The organism is Promicromonospora sp. NPDC090134 (assembly GCF_044746965.1).
Classification (GTDB): domain Bacteria; phylum Actinomycetota; class Actinomycetes; order Actinomycetales; family Cellulomonadaceae; genus Promicromonospora.
Map to the genome: position 1 here is coordinate 54,738 of NZ_JBIVCZ010000008.1, position 18,985 is coordinate 73,722.

At 73.1% G+C, this 18,985-nt stretch carries 18 protein-coding genes; 13 read left to right on the forward strand and 5 right to left on the reverse strand.

Annotated features, from left to right (window positions below):
* Nucleotides 1-32: 32 nt before the first annotated feature.
* From ACIPN7_RS20705 to ACIPN7_RS20715, 3 genes are read left to right on the forward strand one after another with little or no spacing between them, the layout of a single operon-like run.
* The gene (locus ACIPN7_RS20705; RefSeq protein ID WP_357476849.1) at nt 33-611 is read left to right on the forward strand and encodes a DUF5998 family protein; all 579 of its coding nucleotides are present in this window, start codon (nt 33-35) and stop codon (nt 609-611) included.
* Nucleotides 608-1,813 (forward strand): alkaline phosphatase family protein, encoded by a 1,206-nt coding sequence (locus tag ACIPN7_RS20710; RefSeq protein ID WP_400546576.1) that lies wholly within the window; start codon nt 608-610, stop codon nt 1,811-1,813. The genes ACIPN7_RS20705 and ACIPN7_RS20710 overlap by 4 nt, the downstream gene beginning before the upstream one ends.
* A 9-nt stretch (nt 1,814-1,822) precedes the next feature.
* Nucleotides 1,823-2,455 (forward strand): thymidine kinase, encoded by a 633-nt coding sequence (locus tag ACIPN7_RS20715; RefSeq protein ID WP_400546579.1) that lies wholly within the window; start codon nt 1,823-1,825, stop codon nt 2,453-2,455.
* A 13-nt stretch (nt 2,456-2,468) separates the two neighbouring features.
* On the opposite strand, the gene sepH is transcribed toward ACIPN7_RS20715, so the two are convergent.
* Nucleotides 2,469-3,632, reverse strand: coding sequence for a septation protein SepH (gene sepH, locus ACIPN7_RS20720; RefSeq protein ID WP_400546582.1), 1,164 nt, complete (start codon nt 3,630-3,632; stop codon nt 2,469-2,471).
* Between the two features lie 120 nt (nt 3,633-3,752).
* Here sepH and ACIPN7_RS20725 point away from each other — a divergent pair, with 120 nt between their 5' ends.
* Both ACIPN7_RS20725 and ACIPN7_RS20730 read left to right on the forward strand, forming a co-directional pair.
* Nucleotides 3,753-4,616 carry an inositol monophosphatase family protein gene (locus ACIPN7_RS20725; RefSeq protein WP_400546585.1) on the forward strand — a complete coding sequence of 288 codons (864 nt, stop codon included), beginning with the start codon at nt 3,753-3,755 and terminating at the stop codon, nt 4,614-4,616.
* Between the two features lie 311 nt (nt 4,617-4,927).
* Nucleotides 4,928-5,227 (forward strand): DUF4193 domain-containing protein, encoded by a 300-nt coding sequence (locus ACIPN7_RS20730; RefSeq protein WP_020014531.1) that lies wholly within the window; start codon nt 4,928-4,930, stop codon nt 5,225-5,227.
* 83 nt (nt 5,228-5,310) lie between these two features.
* Here the strand turns inward: ACIPN7_RS20730 and ACIPN7_RS20735 are convergent, their stop codons facing one another.
* Complete coding sequence (locus tag ACIPN7_RS20735; RefSeq protein ID WP_400546588.1) at nt 5,311-5,754, reverse strand: DUF3093 domain-containing protein; 444 nt, start codon at nt 5,752-5,754, stop codon at nt 5,311-5,313.
* Between the two features lie 77 nt (nt 5,755-5,831).
* Here ACIPN7_RS20735 and dut point away from each other — a divergent pair, with 77 nt between their 5' ends.
* The 4 genes from dut to ACIPN7_RS20755 all read left to right on the forward strand — a co-directional run bounded on the left by dut (nt 5,832) and on the right by ACIPN7_RS20755 (nt 8,334).
* Nucleotides 5,832-6,308: a dUTP diphosphatase gene (gene dut / locus ACIPN7_RS20740; protein ID WP_397396741.1), complete on the forward strand. Its 477-nt coding sequence runs from the start codon at nt 5,832-5,834 to the stop codon at nt 6,306-6,308.
* A gap of 125 nt (nt 6,309-6,433) precedes the next feature.
* The gene (locus ACIPN7_RS20745; RefSeq protein WP_400546591.1) at nt 6,434-7,159 is read left to right on the forward strand and encodes a DUF3710 domain-containing protein; all 726 of its coding nucleotides are present in this window, start codon (nt 6,434-6,436) and stop codon (nt 7,157-7,159) included.
* A gap of 15 nt (nt 7,160-7,174) precedes the next feature.
* The gene (locus ACIPN7_RS20750) at nt 7,175-7,561 is read left to right on the forward strand and encodes an OB-fold nucleic acid binding domain-containing protein (protein ID WP_400546594.1); all 387 of its coding nucleotides are present in this window, start codon (nt 7,175-7,177) and stop codon (nt 7,559-7,561) included.
* Nucleotides 7,562-7,653: 92 nt separating this feature from the next.
* Nucleotides 7,654-8,334 (forward strand): DUF3159 domain-containing protein, encoded by a 681-nt coding sequence (locus ACIPN7_RS20755; protein ID WP_400547213.1) that lies wholly within the window; start codon nt 7,654-7,656, stop codon nt 8,332-8,334.
* Between the two features lie 3 nt (nt 8,335-8,337).
* Here the strand turns inward: ACIPN7_RS20755 and ACIPN7_RS20760 are convergent, their stop codons facing one another.
* Both ACIPN7_RS20760 and ACIPN7_RS20765 read right to left on the reverse strand, forming a co-directional pair.
* A complete protein-coding gene (locus ACIPN7_RS20760) occupies nt 8,338-9,003 on the reverse strand; it encodes a TrkA family potassium uptake protein (RefSeq protein WP_285103589.1) in 666 nt (221 codons plus the stop codon).
* Nucleotides 9,003-9,656, reverse strand: coding sequence for a potassium channel family protein (locus ACIPN7_RS20765; protein WP_400547216.1), 654 nt, complete (start codon nt 9,654-9,656; stop codon nt 9,003-9,005). Before ACIPN7_RS20765 ends, ACIPN7_RS20760 begins: the two co-directional genes overlap by 1 nt.
* Nucleotides 9,657-9,743: 87 nt before the next feature.
* Here ACIPN7_RS20765 and ACIPN7_RS20770 point away from each other — a divergent pair, with 87 nt between their 5' ends.
* The 4 genes from ACIPN7_RS20770 to acnA all read left to right on the forward strand — a co-directional run bounded on the left by ACIPN7_RS20770 (nt 9,744) and on the right by acnA (nt 16,960).
* Nucleotides 9,744-11,741 carry an APC family permease gene (locus tag ACIPN7_RS20770; protein WP_400546597.1) on the forward strand — a complete coding sequence of 666 codons (1,998 nt, stop codon included), beginning with the start codon at nt 9,744-9,746 and terminating at the stop codon, nt 11,739-11,741.
* A 58-nt stretch (nt 11,742-11,799) separates the two neighbouring features.
* Nucleotides 11,800-13,200, forward strand: a complete 1,401-nt coding sequence (locus ACIPN7_RS20775; protein ID WP_400546600.1) for a class I SAM-dependent RNA methyltransferase — start codon at nt 11,800-11,802, stop codon at nt 13,198-13,200.
* Nucleotides 13,201-13,247: 47 nt separating this feature from the next.
* Nucleotides 13,248-14,066, forward strand: a complete 819-nt coding sequence (locus tag ACIPN7_RS20780; RefSeq protein ID WP_400546603.1) for an SGNH/GDSL hydrolase family protein — start codon at nt 13,248-13,250, stop codon at nt 14,064-14,066.
* Nucleotides 14,067-14,197: 131 nt separating this feature from the next.
* Entirely contained in the window at nt 14,198-16,960 is a 2,763-nt protein-coding gene (gene acnA, locus ACIPN7_RS20785; protein WP_400546606.1) for an aconitate hydratase AcnA, read from the forward strand.
* A 124-nt stretch (nt 16,961-17,084) separates the two neighbouring features.
* Here acnA and ACIPN7_RS20790 read toward each other — a convergent pair whose 3' ends face one another.
* Nucleotides 17,085-18,980 (reverse strand): OmpL47-type beta-barrel domain-containing protein, encoded by a 1,896-nt coding sequence (locus tag ACIPN7_RS20790; protein WP_400546609.1) that lies wholly within the window; start codon nt 18,978-18,980, stop codon nt 17,085-17,087.
* Nucleotides 18,981-18,985 lie beyond the last annotated feature (5 nt).

An 18,985-nucleotide genomic window follows, 5' to 3' on the forward strand; every position in this document is an offset into this window, starting at 1 on the left:
GCGAGAGCCCCTCTCATGGGATGATTCCCCTCGTGCCCCATGCCCCTACCGATGCCCGTGACGACCTGACCGCCCACCTGCACCGGGCCGGCTACTACCCGGAGCTCGTCGCGGACGTGCTCGACGTGGCCCTGGCCGGCGAGGAGGTGGTGGCCCACCTCGTGCAGGCCGAGACCACCTTCGACTCGGAGGTGCGCCGCCACCTCACGGTCCTGGTGCTGACCCCGACCCGCCTGGTCACCGCGCACGTCGACGACCACACGGGGGAGGACCCGGCCCGGTCCGGCTCGGCGTCCGCCACCACCGAGGTGGTGCCGGTGCGCGAGATCCGCTCCGTGGCGCTGACCCACGTGATCGCGGACCCGGCGCAGTACCCGCAGCGCGGGGCCACGCGCGAGGTCACGCTCGCCGTCGGCTGGGGCGCGGTCTCCCGCGTCGACCTGGAGCCGGCCTCCTGCGTGGACCCGAACTGCACGGCCGACCACGGCCTGACCGGCCAGGTGACGCCCGACGACGTGGTGGTCCGCGTCTCCGGCGAGGCCGAGGGCGACGCCGCCGTCCGGGCGGCCGTCGACTTCGCCCGGGCGCTGTCCCGGGCCACGTCTGCGTGAGCGCACCGCACCTGCCCGAGGGCCTGGTCGCGCCGTCCTACGACACGACCAGCCTCGCCGCCGTGCTGCCCGCCGCCGCGGGCGCGCTGGGGCACGACCTCACCACGGCCACGGGCCTGACGGCGGCCGGCTGCCGCGCGGCCCTCGGCCTGCCCGACGTCGACCGCGTCGTCGTCGTGCTGGTGGACGGGCTCGGTGCCCGCAACCTCGCCGAGCGCGGCGGTCACGCGCCGTTCCTGCGCGGCCTCCTGCGCGAGCGGGGCGAGGCCGCCGCCACGCTCACCTCCAGCTTCCCGTCGACGACGGCCGCCGGCCTGAGCATCCTCGGCACCGGCACCGCGCCGGGCCGCACGGGGATGCTCGGCTACACGCAGCTCAACCCGGACACCGGCAAGCTGGCCGCGGTGGTGCAGTGGCGCGACCTCGGCGACCCCGCCGACGTGCAGCGCGAGCCCACGGTCCTGGAGACGCTCGCCGCCGCCGGCACGCGGGTGGTGGCCCCCGGCCCGCGGAAGTTCGCGGGTTCCGGCATGAGCCAGGCCGCGCTGCGCGGCCCCGTGCACGTGGCCGCCGAGACGTTCGAGCAGCGCGTGGACGCCACCGTCGCGGCGCTGCGCCGGCCCTTCGACCCGGCGGGCACGGGGCAGAGCCTGGTGTACCTGTACCAGGGCGACGTCGACAAGACCGGCCACGGGTTCGGCTGGGACTCCTGGCAGTGGGGCGACGCGCTGGAGGCCACCGACCGGGAGCTGCGCCGCCTGCTGCGCAGCGTGCCGCGCGGCACCCTGGTGCTGGTCACGGCCGACCACGGCCAGATCACGGCCGACCTGACCACCCAGTGGGACGTCGCGACCGACCCGGCCCTGCACCCCGGCGTGGCCATGGTGGGCGGCGAGCCGCGCGCCCTGCACGTCTACACCGAGCCCGGCACCGACCCGGCCGACGTGGTGGCCCGGTGGGCCGAGCGGCTCGGGGAGCACGCCCTGGTCGTGCCGCGGGAGCAGGCCGTGGCCGACGGCTGGTTCGGGCCGGTCGCCGAGCACGTGCTGCCCGCGATCGGGGACGTCGTGGTGGCGATGACCGGCGCCGCCACCGTCGTCGACTCCCGGGTGCACTCCGCGAACGCGCGGGCGCTGCCCGGCGTGCACGGCTCCCTCACGCCGCACGAGATGCTCGTGCCGTTCCTGACCGCCCTCTCCTAGGAAGCTCTCGTGGCCCAGCTCGTCTTCTTCTCCGGGACCATGGACTCCGGCAAGTCCACCCTCGCCCTGCAGACCGACCACAACTTCCGCGCCCGCGGGCGTGAGGGGCTCATCTTCAGCCGGGGCGACCGGGCGGGTGCCGACCGGGTCTCCAGCAGGCTGGGCCTGGAGGTCGCGGCCGTCGAGGTGACCGACGACACCGACTTCTGGGTCGAGATCGGCGGCCGCCGCGCGGGCGGCGAGGCCGTCGACTACCTGGTGTGCGACGAGGCGCAGTTCTACTCGCCCGCGCAGGTGGAGCAGCTCGCCCGGCTGGTGGACGAGACGGAGATCGACATCTTCGCCTTCGGCATCACGACCGACTTCCGCACGCGGCTCTTCCCCGGCTCGGCGCGCCTCATCGAGCTCGCCGACCGCGTCGAGCTGCTCCAGGTGCAGTCGCTGTGCTGGTGCGGCGCGCGCGCCACGCACAACGCGCGCACCGTGGACGGGATCATGGTCACCGAGGGGGAGCAGGTGGTGATCGGCGACGTCGGCCTCGCCGAGGTCGCGTACGAGGTGCTGTGCCGCCGCCACCACATGCGCCGCATGACGGCGCTCACCGCGCGCCGCCGGTCGGCGGACGAGTCCCTCTGGGGCTAGCCGGACCCCGGCACTAGACCTCCGGGCGCGAGCCGAACACGATCTCGTCCCAGCTCGGCACCTGCGCGCGCGACTTGCGGCCGCGCTTGGGCGCGGGACGCTTGGCTGCCGCCGGCTCCTTGTCGGGCACGTTCGCCGGCTCCGGGGCCGCGGCGGGCTCGGGTTCCGGCGCGGGCCTCTCCTCCTGGTCCGACGGCGGGGGCGTGGCCGGCACGGGCCCCGGGATCTCCCACTGGCTCGGCCCCTCCCACTCGAGGTCGGCGGGGGAGTCCGGCACCTTGACGGACGGCATCCTGGGGCGGGACCCGCCCCGGCGCGCGCCGATGTCGACGACGGCCGCAGCCGGCTCCGGCGCGGACTCGTCCGGCTCGTCCGGGCTCGCCGCCGAGCCCGGGCCCGCCGGCCCGCCGTCCAGGTGGTCGAGCTCCAGCAGGTCGGGCGGCCCGACGTCGGGCGCGGAGCGCCGCGAGGGGCGCTGGCCGCGCCGCTCGGAGAGGTTGTCCAGCAGCAGGTCCGTGTCGTCGGGCTCGGGCGGGGCCGGCCGCGAGCCGCGCGGGCCGAGCCGCTGCGGCGGCAGGGTGGCGACGCCGGCGAGGGCCGGGCCCTCGTCGTCCTCGGGGAGGCCGAGCCAGCGGGCCTCGTCGTCGAGCGCCGTGACGAAGCCGCCGCGCGGCTCGAGGGACCAGCGGGCCTCGCGCGGCCGCTCGCCCGCGGTGAACTCGACCTGGACGATCCAGGGGTGGGTGCCCTCCCGGGTGGCGGTCCACCGCGCGTCGTCGGGCCGCACGCCGCGCGAGCGCAGGCGCTCGTCGGCGACCTCGCCGAGCGTGGTGGCGGTGTCGTCGTCGTTCAGCACGGCCTTGGCGCGCACGCGGGAGATCGCGTGCTCGCGCTCGGAGATGACGGGGTACTCGAAGCGCCGCACGTGCTCCACGGGCAGGCCCGAGGCCTCGGCGAGGGCCTCGCACGTCTCGCCCGCGCGCAGGCGCGCCTGGATCTCGCGCGGCCGCAGGGTGGACTCCTCCTGGGCGCGGATCGACTCCATGCGCGGACGGTCACCCCGGAGGGCGGCGCGCAGGGCGTCGGTGATCGGCAGGGTGCTCCGGGTGCCGTCGCGTGCGGCGAGGACGAGGCGTTCACCGTCCTCGTGCAGCCTCACCAGCTCCAGCTCGTCCATGCCAGTCCTCCCGGGGTAGTCCTGTGTGCCGAGCCTGCCACCGAGCGGGGGCGGCGCGGCGCAGGCGCGTCGGTGTGCCGCCGGATCGTAGCCCGCCGGCGGGTGCGGCAGGATGGGCGCGTGATCTCACCCGCATCGCACGAGCTGCCCGACGGCGTCACCGTCACCTCCCTCCGCGACCTCGCCGTCCGCCTCGCGACGGCGGCCGGGACCCTCGTGCGGGAGGGCAGACCGGAGCGGGTCGAGGTCGCCGCGACCAAGTCGAGCGACGTGGACCCCGTCACGGTCATGGACCGCGCCTCGGAGGAGCTGCTGCGCGAGATGATCGCGGCGGAGCGCCCGGACGACGCGATCCTGGGCGAGGAGGGCGACGACGTGCCCGGCACCAGCGGGCTGACCTGGGTGCTCGACCCGATCGACGGCACGGTGAACTACCTGTACGGGGTGGCGTCCTGGGCCGTGTCGGTGGCCGTCGTGGCGGGTCCGCCGGAGCCCGCGTCATGGACCGTGCTGGCCGGGTGCGTGCACAGCGTCGCCGACGGGCGGACCTGGTCGGCCGGGCTGGGCGAGGGCGCCACGCGCGACGGCGCTCCCGTCCGCGCGGGCGCGCCGGCGTCCCTGAGCACGTCCCTGGTGGGCACGGGCTTCGGGTACGACGCCGCGCGCCGGGCCGAGCAGGCCCAGGTCCTGGCGCAGGTGCTGCCCCGGATCCGGGACATCCGGCGGCTCGGCTCCGCCGCGATCGACCTGTGCCTGCTCGCGGACGGCTCGCTCGACCTGTACTACGAGCGCGGCCTGAACCCGTGGGACATGGCGGCGGGCGTGATCGTGGCCACCGAGGCGGGCGCCGTGGTGACGGGTCTGCGGGGCCTGCCCGCCGGGAACGCGATGACCGTCGCGGGTCCCCGGGAGCTCGTGGCGGAGCTCGCCGGGATCCTCGAGGCGGCGGACGCCGACGGTGCCGGGAGCGCCGTCGGCGGGTGATCTTTTTTATGACACACCCGTGCAAGAGCGGTCACCGTTGACCAGGGTCAAAAGGCCGAAAACGGGTCGTTGTCGCAGGTCAGAGCGTACGTGACCGGGGTTACACCGGTAGATGTAGCGCGCCTGACAGAAATGGTGCACAATCCGTGGGCCGACTCGGGAACAAAACCGGGGCCGTGTGCATTATCTGCGCGTACACCCGCTTGCGGTCGCTGTTCGACGGTGCTTGCGGTGTCCCGGCCGGGGCGGCGTCGAACCCCGGATGTCCCGAACCCTTCCGGCGCGACCACCTACCGACGGAGAACAACCACATGGCAACTGACTACGACGCCCCGCGTAAGAACGACGAGGATGTCGAGCAGGACTCGATCCAGGAGCTGCAGGCACGTCGTTCTGACAAGTCCTCGGGCGTTGTGGACGAGGACGAGACAGAAGCGGCCGAGGGCTTCGAGCTCCCGGGCGCCGACCTGTCGGGCGAGGAGCTCGCTGTACGGGTGCTGCCGCGTCAGGCGGACGAGTTCACGTGTTCGAGCTGCTTCCTGGTGCACCACCGCAGCCAGCTGGCCTACGAGAAGGCCGGCCAGATGATCTGCACGGAGTGCGCCGCCTGATCCACCAGGCCTTCGGCACTGACGACACGACCGGGCTGTCATGCGGCGCATGGCAGCCTTCGTCGTGTCCGGGCCCGGGCGGGCTAGCCGGCCAAGGCCTTGACCAGCAGCTCCGGGCGGCGTGTGGAGACCAGCCAGTAGGGGGTGGGGTCGGCCGGGTCGTCGAGCGCGACCCGCACCCCGGTCCGCGCCCACGCGCGCAGGCAGACGTAGGCGCGCGCGTCCAGGCCGGGGCCCAGCTCGTGCCGCATGGCGGCCACGTCCAGGGCCTGGGCCGCGCCCAGCAGCGCGACCGGGATCCGGGCGCTCCCGGCGCGCAGGACGCCGTCGGACACCTCGACGACGGGTGACGTCACGGCCAGGGCGACCGCCGACCCGACGCACACCAGCAGCCCGACGGCGACCGCCGCGGCCGCGTGCACGGGCCACAGCGCGATCGCCGCGATGGCGCCCAGACCGACCGTGCCGAGCCAGCCACCGGGACCGGGGAGAAGACGCTCGTGGAAGGTGAGGGTGGTCGCCGTCATGGACACATCATCCCAGCCCCCGGCACTGCCCCGGCACTCTTGCGGCGGCGCGGGCCCAGGTGGCGTACTCTTCCGGCGTGCCCACCCCTGAGCCAGCTCACGACGGCAGCACGGTCGACGTGCTCATCCGCCTCCTGGACGACGTTCCCGTCCCCTCCTACGCGCATCCCGGCGACGCCGGCGCCGACCTGGTGACCACGGTCGACGTCGAGATCCCGCCGCAGGGGCGGGTGCTGGTGCCCACCGGGGTCTCGATCGCGCTGCCGGACGGGTACGCGGCGTTCGTGCACCCCCGCTCGGGCCTCGCGACGAAGCACGGCGTGACCATCGTGAACGCGCCGGGCACCGTGGACGCGGGCTACCGCGGCGAGATCAAGGTCACGCTGCTCAACACCGACACGACGCAGGCCGTGAAGCTGGTCCGGGGCGACCGGGTGGCGCAGCTCGTGATCCAGAAGGTCGAGCGCGCGCGGTTCGTGCCCGCGCAGACCCTGCCCGGTTCGCACCGGGGCGACGGCGGCTTCGGCTCCAGCGGCGGTTTCGCCGGGCGCTGAACGCGTGTCCAGTTCGGCGCCGGACAGGTCTAGGCTGTAAGTAACGAGCGGATAACGCCGCCCGGCGCAGTAATGGGTGCGCCTGGGTGAGGCGAGCAATCGACGAACGACGAAGGAGTGTGGCTGTGGGTCTGTTCAGCCGACGAGGTACGGCGGATGAGCCCGCCTCGGTCGAGTGGGCGTCGGTGGAGGCCGAGCAGCAGAAGCGGCCCCACGGACCCTTCGACCGGTCCCAGGTGGACGAGATGGGCCCTCGCGTCGACCTCGGCGCCATCTGGCTGCCGGTGATGCCCGGTCTCGAGCTCCGCATGGAGATCGACAAGAAGACGCAGAAGGTCACCGGGGTGACGGCCGCGCTGGAGGGGTCCAACCTCCAGATCCAGGCGTTCGCCGCGCCGCGCACCGAGGGCATCTGGGACGAGATCCGGCACGAGATCGCGCAGTCCGTGAGCGGGCAGGGCGGCATCGTGGACGACGTGCCCGGCGTGTTCGGCCGCGAGCTGCTGGTGCGCATGCCCGTGACGGGCCCGGACGGGCAGCCCGGCCAGCGCCCGGCGCGGTTCGTGGGCGTGGACGGGCCCCGCTGGTTCATCCGCGGCGTGCTCGCGGGACGGGCGGCGCTGGACGCCGAGGCGGCCAAGCCGCTGGAGTCCGTGTTCGCGAACATCGTCGTGGTGCGGGACCAGAGCCCGCGCCCGCCGCGCGACCTGCTGCCCCTGGCGCTGCCGAAGTCGGCGCGCAAGGATGGTGCACAGCCGGCGCAGGAGCAGGCCGGTCCGCAGGGCGCCACACCGCAGATGTCGGACTTCAACCCGTTGCGTCGCGGACCCGAGATCACCCAGATCGGCTGACGAGGTGAACCACTGATGGGGCTCCGTTCGGCACTCGCCTCCCGCATCGCGGCGACGCTGGCCTCGAACGAGGAGGTCAGCGACACCGCGGAACGCGCGGACGCCTCCAAGAACGTCGGCTGTGCGGCGGTCACGTCCGTGCCCACCCGCTCCCGGGGCAAGGTCGCGGGCGTGCTGCGCTCGGTCGTGCTGCGCCCGCGCGAGGGCGTGCCGACCCTGGAGGCGGAGCTGTTCGACGGCTCCGGCGCCCTCGACCTCGTATGGCTCGGCCGCCGCACCATCGAGGGCATCGAGCCGGGCCGCCGGATCCGGGTCGAGGGCATGGTCTGCGACGTCGACGGGCGGCGCACCATGTTCAACCCGCGCTACGAGCTCCGGCCCCGACCGGGCGAGGCACAATAGCCCCCATGAGCGATCCCGCACGTCCTGACGTGCCCCCGGAGCAGCCCGTGGCGCAGTCCGCGGCACAGCCCGCAGAGACCCCCGCGCGCGGCATGCGTGCCCTCACCGGTGACGAGTTCTCGGCCGCGCAGGCCGTCGGCGGCGTGCGCGGCCTGGTCGAGGCGGTGCTGCCCGGCCTGGTGTTCGTGGTCGCGTTCGTGATCACCAACGACCTGACCGTCCCGCTGATCGCGTCCGTCGTGGCCGCGCTGGTGCTCGTCGTGGCGCGCCTCGTGCAGCGCACGCCGGTCACCCAGGCGCTGGGCGGCCTGCTCGGCATCGCCGTCGGCGTGGTCTGGGCCTGGACGTCCGGCGACGCGGAGGACTACTACGCGGGCGGCCTGCTGCTCAACGCCGGCTACCTCGTGGTGCTGCTCGGCACGATCCTCGCGCGCCGGCCCGCCGTCGGCTACGTGGTGGAGGCGCTGCGCGCCGGCCTGACGCCGGAGGCCGTCAAGGCCGAGGCCAACCGCACCGACGACCAGCCCTCGGCGTTCGCCGCGCTGACCGCCTGGCGGGACGACCCGGCCAAGATGCGCATGTACACGATCGCCACCTGGCTCTGGGTGGGGCTGTTCGCCCTGCGCCTCGCGGTCAAGACGCCGCTCTACTTCGCGGGCGACGTCGCCTGGCTGGGCACGTTCCACCTGCTGCTCGGCGTGCCGCTCTGGGCGCTGGTGCTGTACCTGACCTGGTACGTCGTGCGCCGGCCGAAGGCCCCGGCCGCGGCCTGAGCCTCAGCCCTTCGGGACCAGCAGCTTCTGCAGCGCGTCCGTGTCGGCGTCCGAGCCGGCGACCAGCAGCAGCTCGTCGCCGGCCTCCAGGGTGTCGTCCGGGCTCGGCACCAGCGGGCGGCCGTCACGCACGATCGTCGAGAGCGTGACGTCCGCCGGCCACACGACCTGGCCCACGCGCGTCCCGGCGACCCGGGAGTCGGCGGGCAGCGTCAGCTCCAGGATGTCGGCGCGCGAGTGGCTGAAGCTGAAGATCTTCACCAGGTCGCCGACGGCCACGGCCTCCTCGACCATCGCCGTCATGATGCGCGGGGTCGAGACCGCGACGTCCACGCCCCAGGACTGGTCGAACATCCACTCGTTCTTCGGGTTGTTCACGCGCGCGACCGTGCGCGGCACCCCGAACTCCGTCTTGCCCAGCAGGGAGAACACGAGATTCACCTTGTCGTCGCCGGTGGCGCCCACCACGACGTCGGCCTGCTCCAGCTCGGAGGCCTCGAGGGCGGGCAGCTCGCACGCGTCGGCCAGCACCCACTCCGCCTCGGGGACCTGCGAGACCCGCATGGCCGCGGGGTTCTTGTCGATCAGGGTGACCTCGTGCTCGTGGCTCAGCAGCTCCCGGGCGATCGAGCGGCCCACGGAGCCGGCCCCGGCGATGACGACGCGCATCAGTCCTCCTCGGCGATCGGTGCGGCGGTGAGGATGCGCTCGACGTCGGCGGACCGGTCGGCCGCCATGAGCAGGTGGAGCACGTCGTTCTCCTGGAGCACGACGTCGGGGGTGGGCAGGACGGCCGAGGTGTAGCGGGTCACGAACGCGACCCGCGCCCCCGTGGCGGCCTCGATGCCCAGCACGGGCCGGCCCACCCAGCGCCGGTGGTAGTCGATCTGCGCCAGCCGCACCGTGCCGGACGGGTCGCGGTACTCGTCCGTGAAGCCCAGCGGCAGCATGCGGCGCAGCACCTGGTCGGCGGTCCAGCGCACGGTGGCGACCGTCGGGATGCCGAGACGCTGGTAGATCTCCGCGCGGTGCGGGTCGTAGATGCGGGCCACCACGTTGTCCACGCCATAGGTCTCGCGGACCACGCGCGCGGACAGGATGTTGGAGTTGTCGCCGTCGGACACGGCGGCGAACCCGTAGGTGTCCTCGATCCCGGCCTGGACCAGGGTGTCCCGGTCGAAGCCGACCCCGGTGACCTTCTTGCCGGAGAAGTCCGCGGGCAGGCGCCGGAACGCGTCCGGGTTCTGGTCGATGACGGCCACGGAGTGCCCGCGGCCCTCGATCTCCTGCGCGAGGCTCGAGCCGACCCGGCCGCAACCCATGATGACGAAGTGCACGGACGGAACGCTACCGCGCCGCGAGGGCCCTGGGTGCGCTGGAGGCCATCGACGGGCATAGAGTCATCCAACGTGTCGGACATCGTCGATGCGGCCAAACGACTTCTCGTCGGCCGCCCCATGCGCAGCGAGAGCCTGGGGCACACGCTGCTGCCCAAACGCATCGCGCTGCCGGTGTTCGCATCGGACGCGCTCTCGTCGGTGGCGTACGCCCCGGACGAGATCCTCCTGACCCTGTCACTGGCGGGTATCGCCGCGCTGGCGTTCTCCCCATGGGTCGGCCTTGTAGTTGTCGTGGTGCTGCTCATCGTGGTGGCGTCGTACCGGCAGAACGTGCACGCCTACCCGTCCGGTGGTGGCGACTACGAGGTCGCCACCACCAACCTCGGCCCCTCGGCCGGCATCGGCGTCGCCTCCGCGCTGCTGGTGGACTACGTGCTGACGGTGGCCGTGTCGATCTCGTCCGCCGCCCAGTACGCGTCCGCGGCCATCCCCGGGCTGCGCGGCCACGAGGCGCTCGCCGCGGTCATCGCGGTGGTGCTGCTCACGCTGGTTAACCTGCGCGGCGTCAAGGAGTCGGGCACGGCGTTCGCCATCCCGACCTACTGCTACATGGCGATCATCGGTGCGCTCATCGTCACCGGCGCTTTCCGGTTCTTCTCCGGCACGCTGCCGCAGGCGCAGAGCGCGGAGTTCGAGCTGTCCGCCGAGGCCGCGTTCGACCAGGGTCTGGTCGGCATCGCGGGCGCGTTCCTGCTGGCCCGCGCCTTCGCGTCCGGCTGTGCCGCGCTGACCGGCGTGGAGGCCATCAGCAACGGCGTGCCCGCGTTCCGCAAGCCCAAGTCACGTAACGCCGCGACCACGCTGCTGCTGCTCGGCACCATCTCCGCGACGATGATCATGTCGATCCTCCTGCTGGCCCAGGCCACCGGCGTCCAGTTCGCGGAGGACCCGCACAGCCAGCTCACGCTGAACGGCGAGCCCGTCTCGGACCAGTACGTGCAGATCCCCGTGATCGGCCAGCTCGCCGAGGCCATCTTCTCGGGCTTCCCGCCGGCCTTCTACGCGGTCTCCGCCGTCACGGGCCTGATCCTGGTGCTCGCCGCGAACACGGCGTTCAACGGGTTCCCCGTGCTGGGCTCGATCCTCGGCCGCGACGGCTACCTGCCCCGCCAGCTGCACACCCGCGGCGACCGGCTCGCGTTCTCCAACGGCATCATCACGCTCGCCGTCGCGGCGATCGTCCTCATCGTGGCGTTCGACGCCGAGGTCACCCGCCTCATCCAGCTCTACATCGTGGGCGTGTTCGTCTCGTTCACGCTGTCCCAGCTCGGCATGCTGCGGCACTGGACGCGCGAGCTGCGCACCGAGCCCAATCCCGCGGTGCGCAGCCGGTACAAGCGCTCGCGCCTGGTCAACGGCGTCGGGTTCGGGCTGACCGGCATCGTGCTGATCATCGTGCTGCTCACCAAGTTCACGCACGGCGCCTGGATCGCCCTGCTGGCGATGGCCGTGCTGTTCGTGCTCATGCGGTCGATCCGCAAGCACTACGACCGCGTGCGCGACGAGCTGGCGCTCGACGACGTCTCCGCGGCGCGGGCGCTGCCGAGCCGCGTGCACGCCGTCGTGCTGGTCTCCAAGGTGCACAAACCGACCATGCGCGCCCTGGCCTACGCGCGCGCCGCGCGCCCGAGCACGCTCGAGGCCGTCAGCGTGGGCGTGGACCGCGAGGACGCCGAGAAGCTCACCGCCGAGTGGGAGGCCCTCGACCTGCCCGTGCCGCTGCGCATCCTCGACTCGCCGTTCCGCGAGATCACCCGCCCGGTGGTCAAGTACGTGCGGTCCGTGCACCGCGAGTCCCCGCGCGACCTGGTGATCGTGTACATCCCCGAGTACGTGGTGGGGCACTGGTGGGAGCAGCTGCTGCACAACCAGTCGGCGCTGCGCCTCAAGGGCAGCCTGCTGTTCACGCCCGGCGTCGTGGTGGCCTCCGTGCCGTGGCAGCTCGCCTCCACGCGCGGCCAGACGGGTCTGGAGGGTGACACGTTCCTGCGCGGCCGGCGGATGTGACGTAGCCGGAGCCCGTGACGGGGAGGGTCAGGGCGGGCCGTGGGCGATACTTGAGCACATGCCCCGCAACCCCGACCGTCGCACCGCGCCCGCAGACCCCGAGCAGGGCGGCCGCCCGCGCCGTCGTCCCCAGCGTTCCCCGCGGCCGGGCCGCACGCGGCGCGTGAGCGAGGCCGCCCCGGGGCCGGAGGTGGGGCAGGAGTTCGAGCTGGAGGTCGGCCCCGTGGCCCACGGCGGCCACTGCGTGGCCCGCCTGGACGGCCGCGTCGTGTTCGTGCGCCACACCCTGCCGGGGGAGCGGGTCCGCGCCCGCGTCACCGAGGGCGGCCCGACCTTCTGGCGCGCCGACGCCGTCGAGGTGCTCGAGGCGTCCCCCGACCGCGTCGAGCCCCTGTGGCCCGCGGCCGGCGCCGACGGTGTGGGCGGCGGCGAGCTGTCCCACGTCGCCCTGCCCGCGCAGCGCCGCTGGAAGACGGCCGTGCTCACCGAGCAGCTCCAGCGCCTGGCCCGCATCGACGCCGACTGGCTCGCCGAGCACGTCACGGTCGAGGCCGTGCCCGGCGACGACGAGCGCCGCGGCCTGCACTACCGCACCCGGATCGACCTGGTGGCCGACGCCGACGGTCATGCCGGCATGCGCAAGCACCGCTCGCACGACATCGTGGCGCTGAAGAAGATGCCGCTGGCCTCCGCCGAGCTGGCGGCGTTCGCCGTCGCCGAGGACGTGTTCACCCGCACCTGGACGCCGGGCGCCCGCCTGGAGCTCGTCGCGCCGTCCGAGGGTGACCCGGCGCTGCTGGTCGACGGCGAGCCGTGGCGCCGCGGCCGGCCGGACTCCCGGCCCAACGCCCGCCGCGCCGTGAGCGAGGTCGTGACCGGCCCGTGGGGCACGCACCGCTACCGGGTGGCCGCCGACGGGTTCTGGCAGGTGCACCGTGAGGCGCCGGCCGTGCTCACGGGCGCCGTGCTGGACGCCGCCGGCGCGAGCGCGGGGGAGCTGGCCGGGGCGACCGTGCTGGACCTGTACTCCGGCGCCGGCCTGTTCACGCTGCCGCTCGCGGACGCCGTCGGGCCCGAGGGCCGGGTGGTCGCCGTCGAGGGCGACGCGCGCGCCGTGAAGGACGCCCGCCGCAACGCGCACGCGCACGAGCAGGTGGACCTGCGCGTTGGCTCCGTGGACCGGGTCCTCGCGGGCGGGCCGGGCGAGGCCGACGTGCCCGCCGCGGACGTCGTCGTGCTGGACCCGCCCCGCTCGGGCGCCGGGCGCGCCGTGGTGGACGCGATCGCGGCCCGCGAGCCGCGCCGCGTGGTCTACGTGGCGTGCGACCCGGCGGCGCTCGCGCGCGACGTCGGCTACCTCGCGGCGCACGGGTACGTGCTGACGGGCGTGCGCGCGTTCGACCTGTTCCCGCACACGCACCACGTCGAGGCTGTCGCGGTGCTGGACCGGCAGGGCTGACTGGACGGTGGACGAAGCCCCAGGTCAGTGCGCATAGGATGCGCACCGTGAAGCGGTGGCTGGTGAGCGGCGGGATCGCGGTGTCGGTGGTGGCGGCGTTCGCCGTCGCCGTCCTGGTGGGCATGGTCCTGGGGGCCGGCGGCATCGCCGTCGGCGGTACGGGCGGGGCCTCGGTGCCCGCGCCGCGGGGCGCGCCGAAGGTCTGGGCGGAGTCCCCGTCGCCGTCGCCCTCGCCGTCCCCGGTGGCCGAGAAGGAGCCGGTGGCCCTCTTCGTCGGCGACTCCTACACGGTGGGGCAGGGCGCGACGTCGCCCGAGCTGCGGTGGAGCACCCTCGTGTCCGAGAAGATGGGCTGGCGCGAGCTCAACGTGGCCGACGGCGGCACCGGGTTCGTCAAGGGCAACCCCGAGCTGGACAAGCTCAACTACCCCGCCCAGCTCCGGTCCGTGCCGCAGGGCAGCGTGGACATCGTGGTGATCGCCGGCGGGCAGAACGACTTCAAGGACCTGCGGGCCGAGCCCGGGCCGGTCTTCGAGGCCGTCGCGGACACGTACGCCCTGGCCGTGCAGCGGTTCCCGGACGCCGAGATCGTGTCGGTCGGGCCCTCCACCCCCTGGGCGGTCGGCCTGGAGGCGCGCGCCCTGGACAGCGCGGTGCGGGCCGCGGCGGCCGAGGCGGAGGCCACGTACGTGTCGCTGCTGGACCCCAACATCGTCCAGGGCCGCCTCGTGCACGAGGACGGGATCCACACGACCGACGCGGGCAACGCCGCGATCGCCCGTCGGGTCGTACGGACGCTCCAGGCGCCCGCGGCCGAGCAGGAGGAGACGGGCGCCCACCCGGCAGATATCTTGACGTCAAGATAAATGCGATATGCTGGCTCCAGCAGCCCGGCCTAGGCTGGGTGAAGCCCCCTGGAACCCATGCGGCGGCTCCTTCGCGCGATGACCGCGCCTGTGAGAGCCGACGCACCGTCAGCCCCGCAGAAGGAGCCCGAGTGAGCACCGTGGACACGTTCGGATCAAAGGGAACGCTGGAGGTCTCCGGCACGTCCTACGAGATCTTCCGGCTCAGCGCGGTCGAGGGAGTGGAGCGCCTCCCGTACTCGCTGAAGATCCTCGCCGAGAACCTCCTGCGCACCGAGGACGGCGCGAACATCACCGCCGACCACGTGCGTGCCCTCGCGTCCTGGGACCCGGACGCGCAGCCCGACACCGAGATCCAGTTCACGCCGGCGCGCGTGATCATGCAGGACTTCACCGGCGTGCCCTGCGTCGTGGACCTCGCCACGATGCGTGAGGCCGTCGCCGCGCTCGGCGGCGACGCCACGAAGGTCAACCCGCTGGCCCCCGCCGAGATGGTCATCGACCACTCCGTGCAGATCGACGTCGCCGGCCGCGCCGACGCCTTCCAGCGCAACGTCGAGTTCGAGTACCAGCGCAACCACGAGCGCTACCAGTTCCTGCGCTGGGGCCAGACGGCGTTCGACGACTTCAAGGTCGTCCCGCCGGGCACCGGCATCGTGCACCAGGTCAACATCGAGTACCTGGCCCGCACCGTGATGACCCGCGAGGTGGACGGCGCGCTGCGTGCGTACCCCGACACCTGCGTCGGCACCGACTCGCACACCACGATGGTCAACGGCCTGGGCGTGCTGGGCTGGGGCGTCGGCGGCATCGAGGCCGAGGCCGCGATGCTCGGCCAGCCGGTCTCGATGCTCATCCCGCGCGTGGTCGGCTTCAAGCTGAGCGGCTCCATCCCGGCGGCCGTGACGGCCACCGACGTGGTGCTCACGATCACGCAGATGCTGCGCCAGCACGGCGTGGTCGGCAAGTTCGTCGAGTTCTACGGCGAGGGCGTGGCCCAGGTGCCGCTCGCGAACCGCGCCACCATCGGCAACATGTCGCCGGAGTTCGGCTCGACGGCCGCGATCTTCCCGATCGACTCGGTCACGGTCGACTACCTGCGCCTGACGGGCCGCTCCGAGGAGCAGCTCGCCCTGGTCGAGGCGTACGCCAAGGAGCAGGGCCTGTGGCTCGACGCCGACTCGGCCGAGCCGGTGTTCTCCGAGTACCTCGAGCTCGACCTGTCCACGGTCGTGCCCTCGATCGCCGGGCCGAAGCGCCCGCAGGACCGCATCGAGCTGACGAACGCGAAGTCGGCGTTCCTGCACGACCTGCCCAACTACGCCCCCGAGGTGGGTGCGGGCGCCGACGAGACCGGCTCCGAGTCGTTCCCCGCGTCCGACTCGCCGGCCCCGAGCAGCAACGGCCGCAAGCACGTGCACGTCACGAACTCCGAGGGCAAGGAGTTCGAGCTGTTCCACGGCGCGGTCGCGATCGCCTCGATCACGTCCTGCACCAACACCTCGAACCCGTCGGTCATGATCGCCGCGGCGCTGCTCGCGAAGAACGCCGTCGAGAAGGGCCTCGTGTCCAAGCCGTGGGTCAAGACCTCCATGGCGCCGGGCTCGCAGGTCGTGACCAACTACTACGAGAAGGCCGGCCTCTGGCCGTACCTCGAGAAGCTGGGCTTCCACCTGGTGGGCTACGGCTGCGCCACCTGCATCGGCAACTCCGGCCCGCTCGACGAGAAGGTCTCCGAGGCCGTCAACGAGCACGACCTGTCCGTCGTCTCGGTGCTGTCCGGCAACCGCAACTTCGAGGGCCGGATCAACCCGGACGTCAAGATGAACTACCTGGCGTCCCCGCCGCTGGTCATCGCGTACGCCCTGGCCGGCACCATGGAGTTCGACTTCGAGCACGACCCGCTGGGCCGCGACGAGGCCGGCAACCCGGTCTTCCTGCGTGACCTCTGGCCCTCGCCGGACGAGGTCGAGAAGACGATCGCGTCCTCGATCGACCGCAAGATGTTCGAGTCGGACTACGCCGACGTCTTCAAGGGCGACGAGCGCTGGGCCGCCCTGGAGACGCCCGAGGGCGACACGTTCGCCTGGGACAGCGAGTCCACCTACGTGCGCAAGCCCCCGTACTTCGACGGCATGGGCATGACGCCGGAGCCCGTCACCGACTTCTCGGGCGCCCGCGTGCTCGCCAAGCTCGGCGACTCGGTCACCACCGACCACATCAGCCCGGCCGGCTCCATCAAGGCCGACAGCCCGGCGGGCATCTACCTCGCCGAGCACGGCGTGGGCCGCCGCGACTTCAACTCCTACGGCTCGCGCCGTGGCAACCACGAGGTCATGATCCGCGGCACGTTCGCGAACATCCGCCTGCGCAACCAGCTCCTGGCCTCCGAGAACAACGGCGCGGGCGTCGAGGGTGGCTTCACCTTCAACTTCGTGAAGAACGCCCAGGACACGATCTACGACGCCGCGCAGGACTACGCCGCGGCCGGCACCCCGCTCGTGGTGCTCGGCGGCAAGGAGTACGGCTCCGGCTCGTCGCGCGACTGGGCCGCCAAGGGCACCGCGCTGCTGGGCGTCAAGGCCGTCATCACCGAGAGCTTCGAGCGGATCCACCGCTCCAACCTCATCGGCATGGGCGTGCTGCCGCTGCAGTTCCCGGCCGGCCAGAACGCCGACTCGCTGGGCCTGGACGGCACCGAGGTCTTCGACGTCACCGGCGTCACCGCGCTGAACGCGGGCGTCACGCCCGAGACCGTCAAGGTGACGGCCACCAAGGCCGACGGCTCGCAGGTCGAGTTCGACGCCGTGGTGCGCATCGACACCCCGGGCGAGGCGGACTACTACCGCAACGGCGGCATCCTGCAGTACGTGCTGCGCTCGCTCGTCGCCTGAGCCGGAGCGGAACCGCAGGCTCAGGCGACGGAAGGCACAGCCTCTGATGCACTGAGCCGAACGACGGCGCCCCGTCCCTCCTCGCGGAGGGGCGGGGCGCCGTCGTCACAGGGCCGTGCCGGTGCTACCGCCCGACGTCGGACTGGCGGGCGGCCCGGACCAGCTGCGTCACCTCCTGCGCGGTGAGGACGTCGGCGTCGTCGAGCTGGTCGGCGACCTGCTGCACGTGGCTCACGAACGCGCTGTGGCTGACCCACCCGCCGTCCGCGTCGACCAGGTCGGCGACCGTGCACCCGTTGCCGGTGTCGTAGTTGGTCACCTTGCTGTCCTTGTTGCCGATGATCACCGTGGGGCGCTCGTCGGAGACGGGGCAGGCGTCGATCGCGCCGCGTGCGACGTCGAACCGCAGCGTGCCGGTCCGGGTCACGTTGCCCGCGTTGTCGGTGGCCCGGTACGCGAACGCGTGCGACCCGGGCTCCGTGACCTCCACGGCGCCGGTGTACTCCCGGAAGGCGGTGTCGTCGAGCGCGTACTCGATGAACGCCACCCCCGACTCGTCGTCCCGGGCGGTGATGGTGACCGTGGCGGACCCGAGGTAGGCACCCTCGTCGTCCTGGTCGCCGTCCACCTGGGCCGACGCGATCGGCTGCGTGGTGTCCGGCGGGTCCTGCCCGTCCACCACGACCAGCTCCACGCTCCCGGGCTCGGAGGTGTTGCCCGCCGCGTCGGTGGCCCGGTAGCGCACGGTGTGCGCGCCGGTCACGTCCACGACCACGGGCTCCGTGTAGGCCGTCCAGCCGTCGCCGTCCAGGTCGAACTCGACGGACTCGACGCCCGACCCGGCGTCCTCGGCGAGGATCGCGACCGTCGCCGACGCGATGTACGCGCCGTCGCCGTCCTGCTCGCCGGTGACCTGGGTCGTGACGGTGGGCGCGGTCTCGTCGACCGGGGGCGCCTCGACCACGGTGAACGTGGCCGAACCCGGCTCCGAGACGTTGCCGGACCTGTCCGTGGCCCGGTAGGTCACGGTGTGCTCGCCCGGGGTGTCGACGACGACGGGCGCGGTGTACGCCGCCCAGCCGGCCCCGTCGAGGTCGTACTCGATGCCCGCCACACCCGAACCGGGGTCCCGGGCCGTGAGGTTCAGGGTCCCGGACCCGATGTACGCGCCGTCCGCGTCGAGGTCCCCGGTCACCTCGGCGGTGACCACCGGCGGCGTGGTGTCCTCGCCGTCGGGGGCGACGACCGTGATGTGCAGCATCTCCGGCTCGGAGACGTTGCCCGCCACGTCGGTCGCCCGGTACTCCAGCATGTAGGTGCCGGGCTCGTCGAGCACGACGGGGGCGGTGTACGGGGTGTACCCGGCCCCGTCCAGGTCGTACTCGACGGACTCGACGCCCGAGCCGTCGCCGTCGTCGGCCGCCAGGCTCACGCTCGCGGAGCCGATGTAGGCGCCCTCGTCGTCCTGGTCACCGGCGACGTCCGCCGTCACCGTCGGGGCGGTGGTGTCGTCGCCACCGCCGCCCTCGGTGACCACGAGCTCGCCCACCATGGTGCCGTGCCCCGGGATGGCGCAGAAGTACCGGTACGTGCCCGGGGTCAGGTTGACCTCGGCCTCGTAGCGGCCGCCGTTGGCGTCCAGAGGGTTGGCCAGGATGTCCAGCGTGACGTCCTGGTTGTAGCCCGGGGTGCCGGTGTCGAACGTCAGGGTGTGGGACATCCCGATGTTGTTGCCGGTCGCGGTGCTGTTCTCGAACACGATGGTGGTCGGCCCGGCGGCCGCCGTCGTGGGTGCGGACGCGTACGCCGAGACGCTCGCGCTCGCGGTGAAGTTCAGCACCTGGTCGGCCTGGGTGGTCGCCCCGTCGGTCTGGGCCGCCTGGCTGGCGGCCCGGTCCGGCGTGACGTCGGCGACGGGCTTGACGGTGGTGGTCTCGACGGCGGTGGCGGGTGCCAGCGGCAGCGCCACGAGGGCGCCGACCGCCGCCACCGCCAGCAGGCGGGACAGTCTGTGTCGCATGGGTG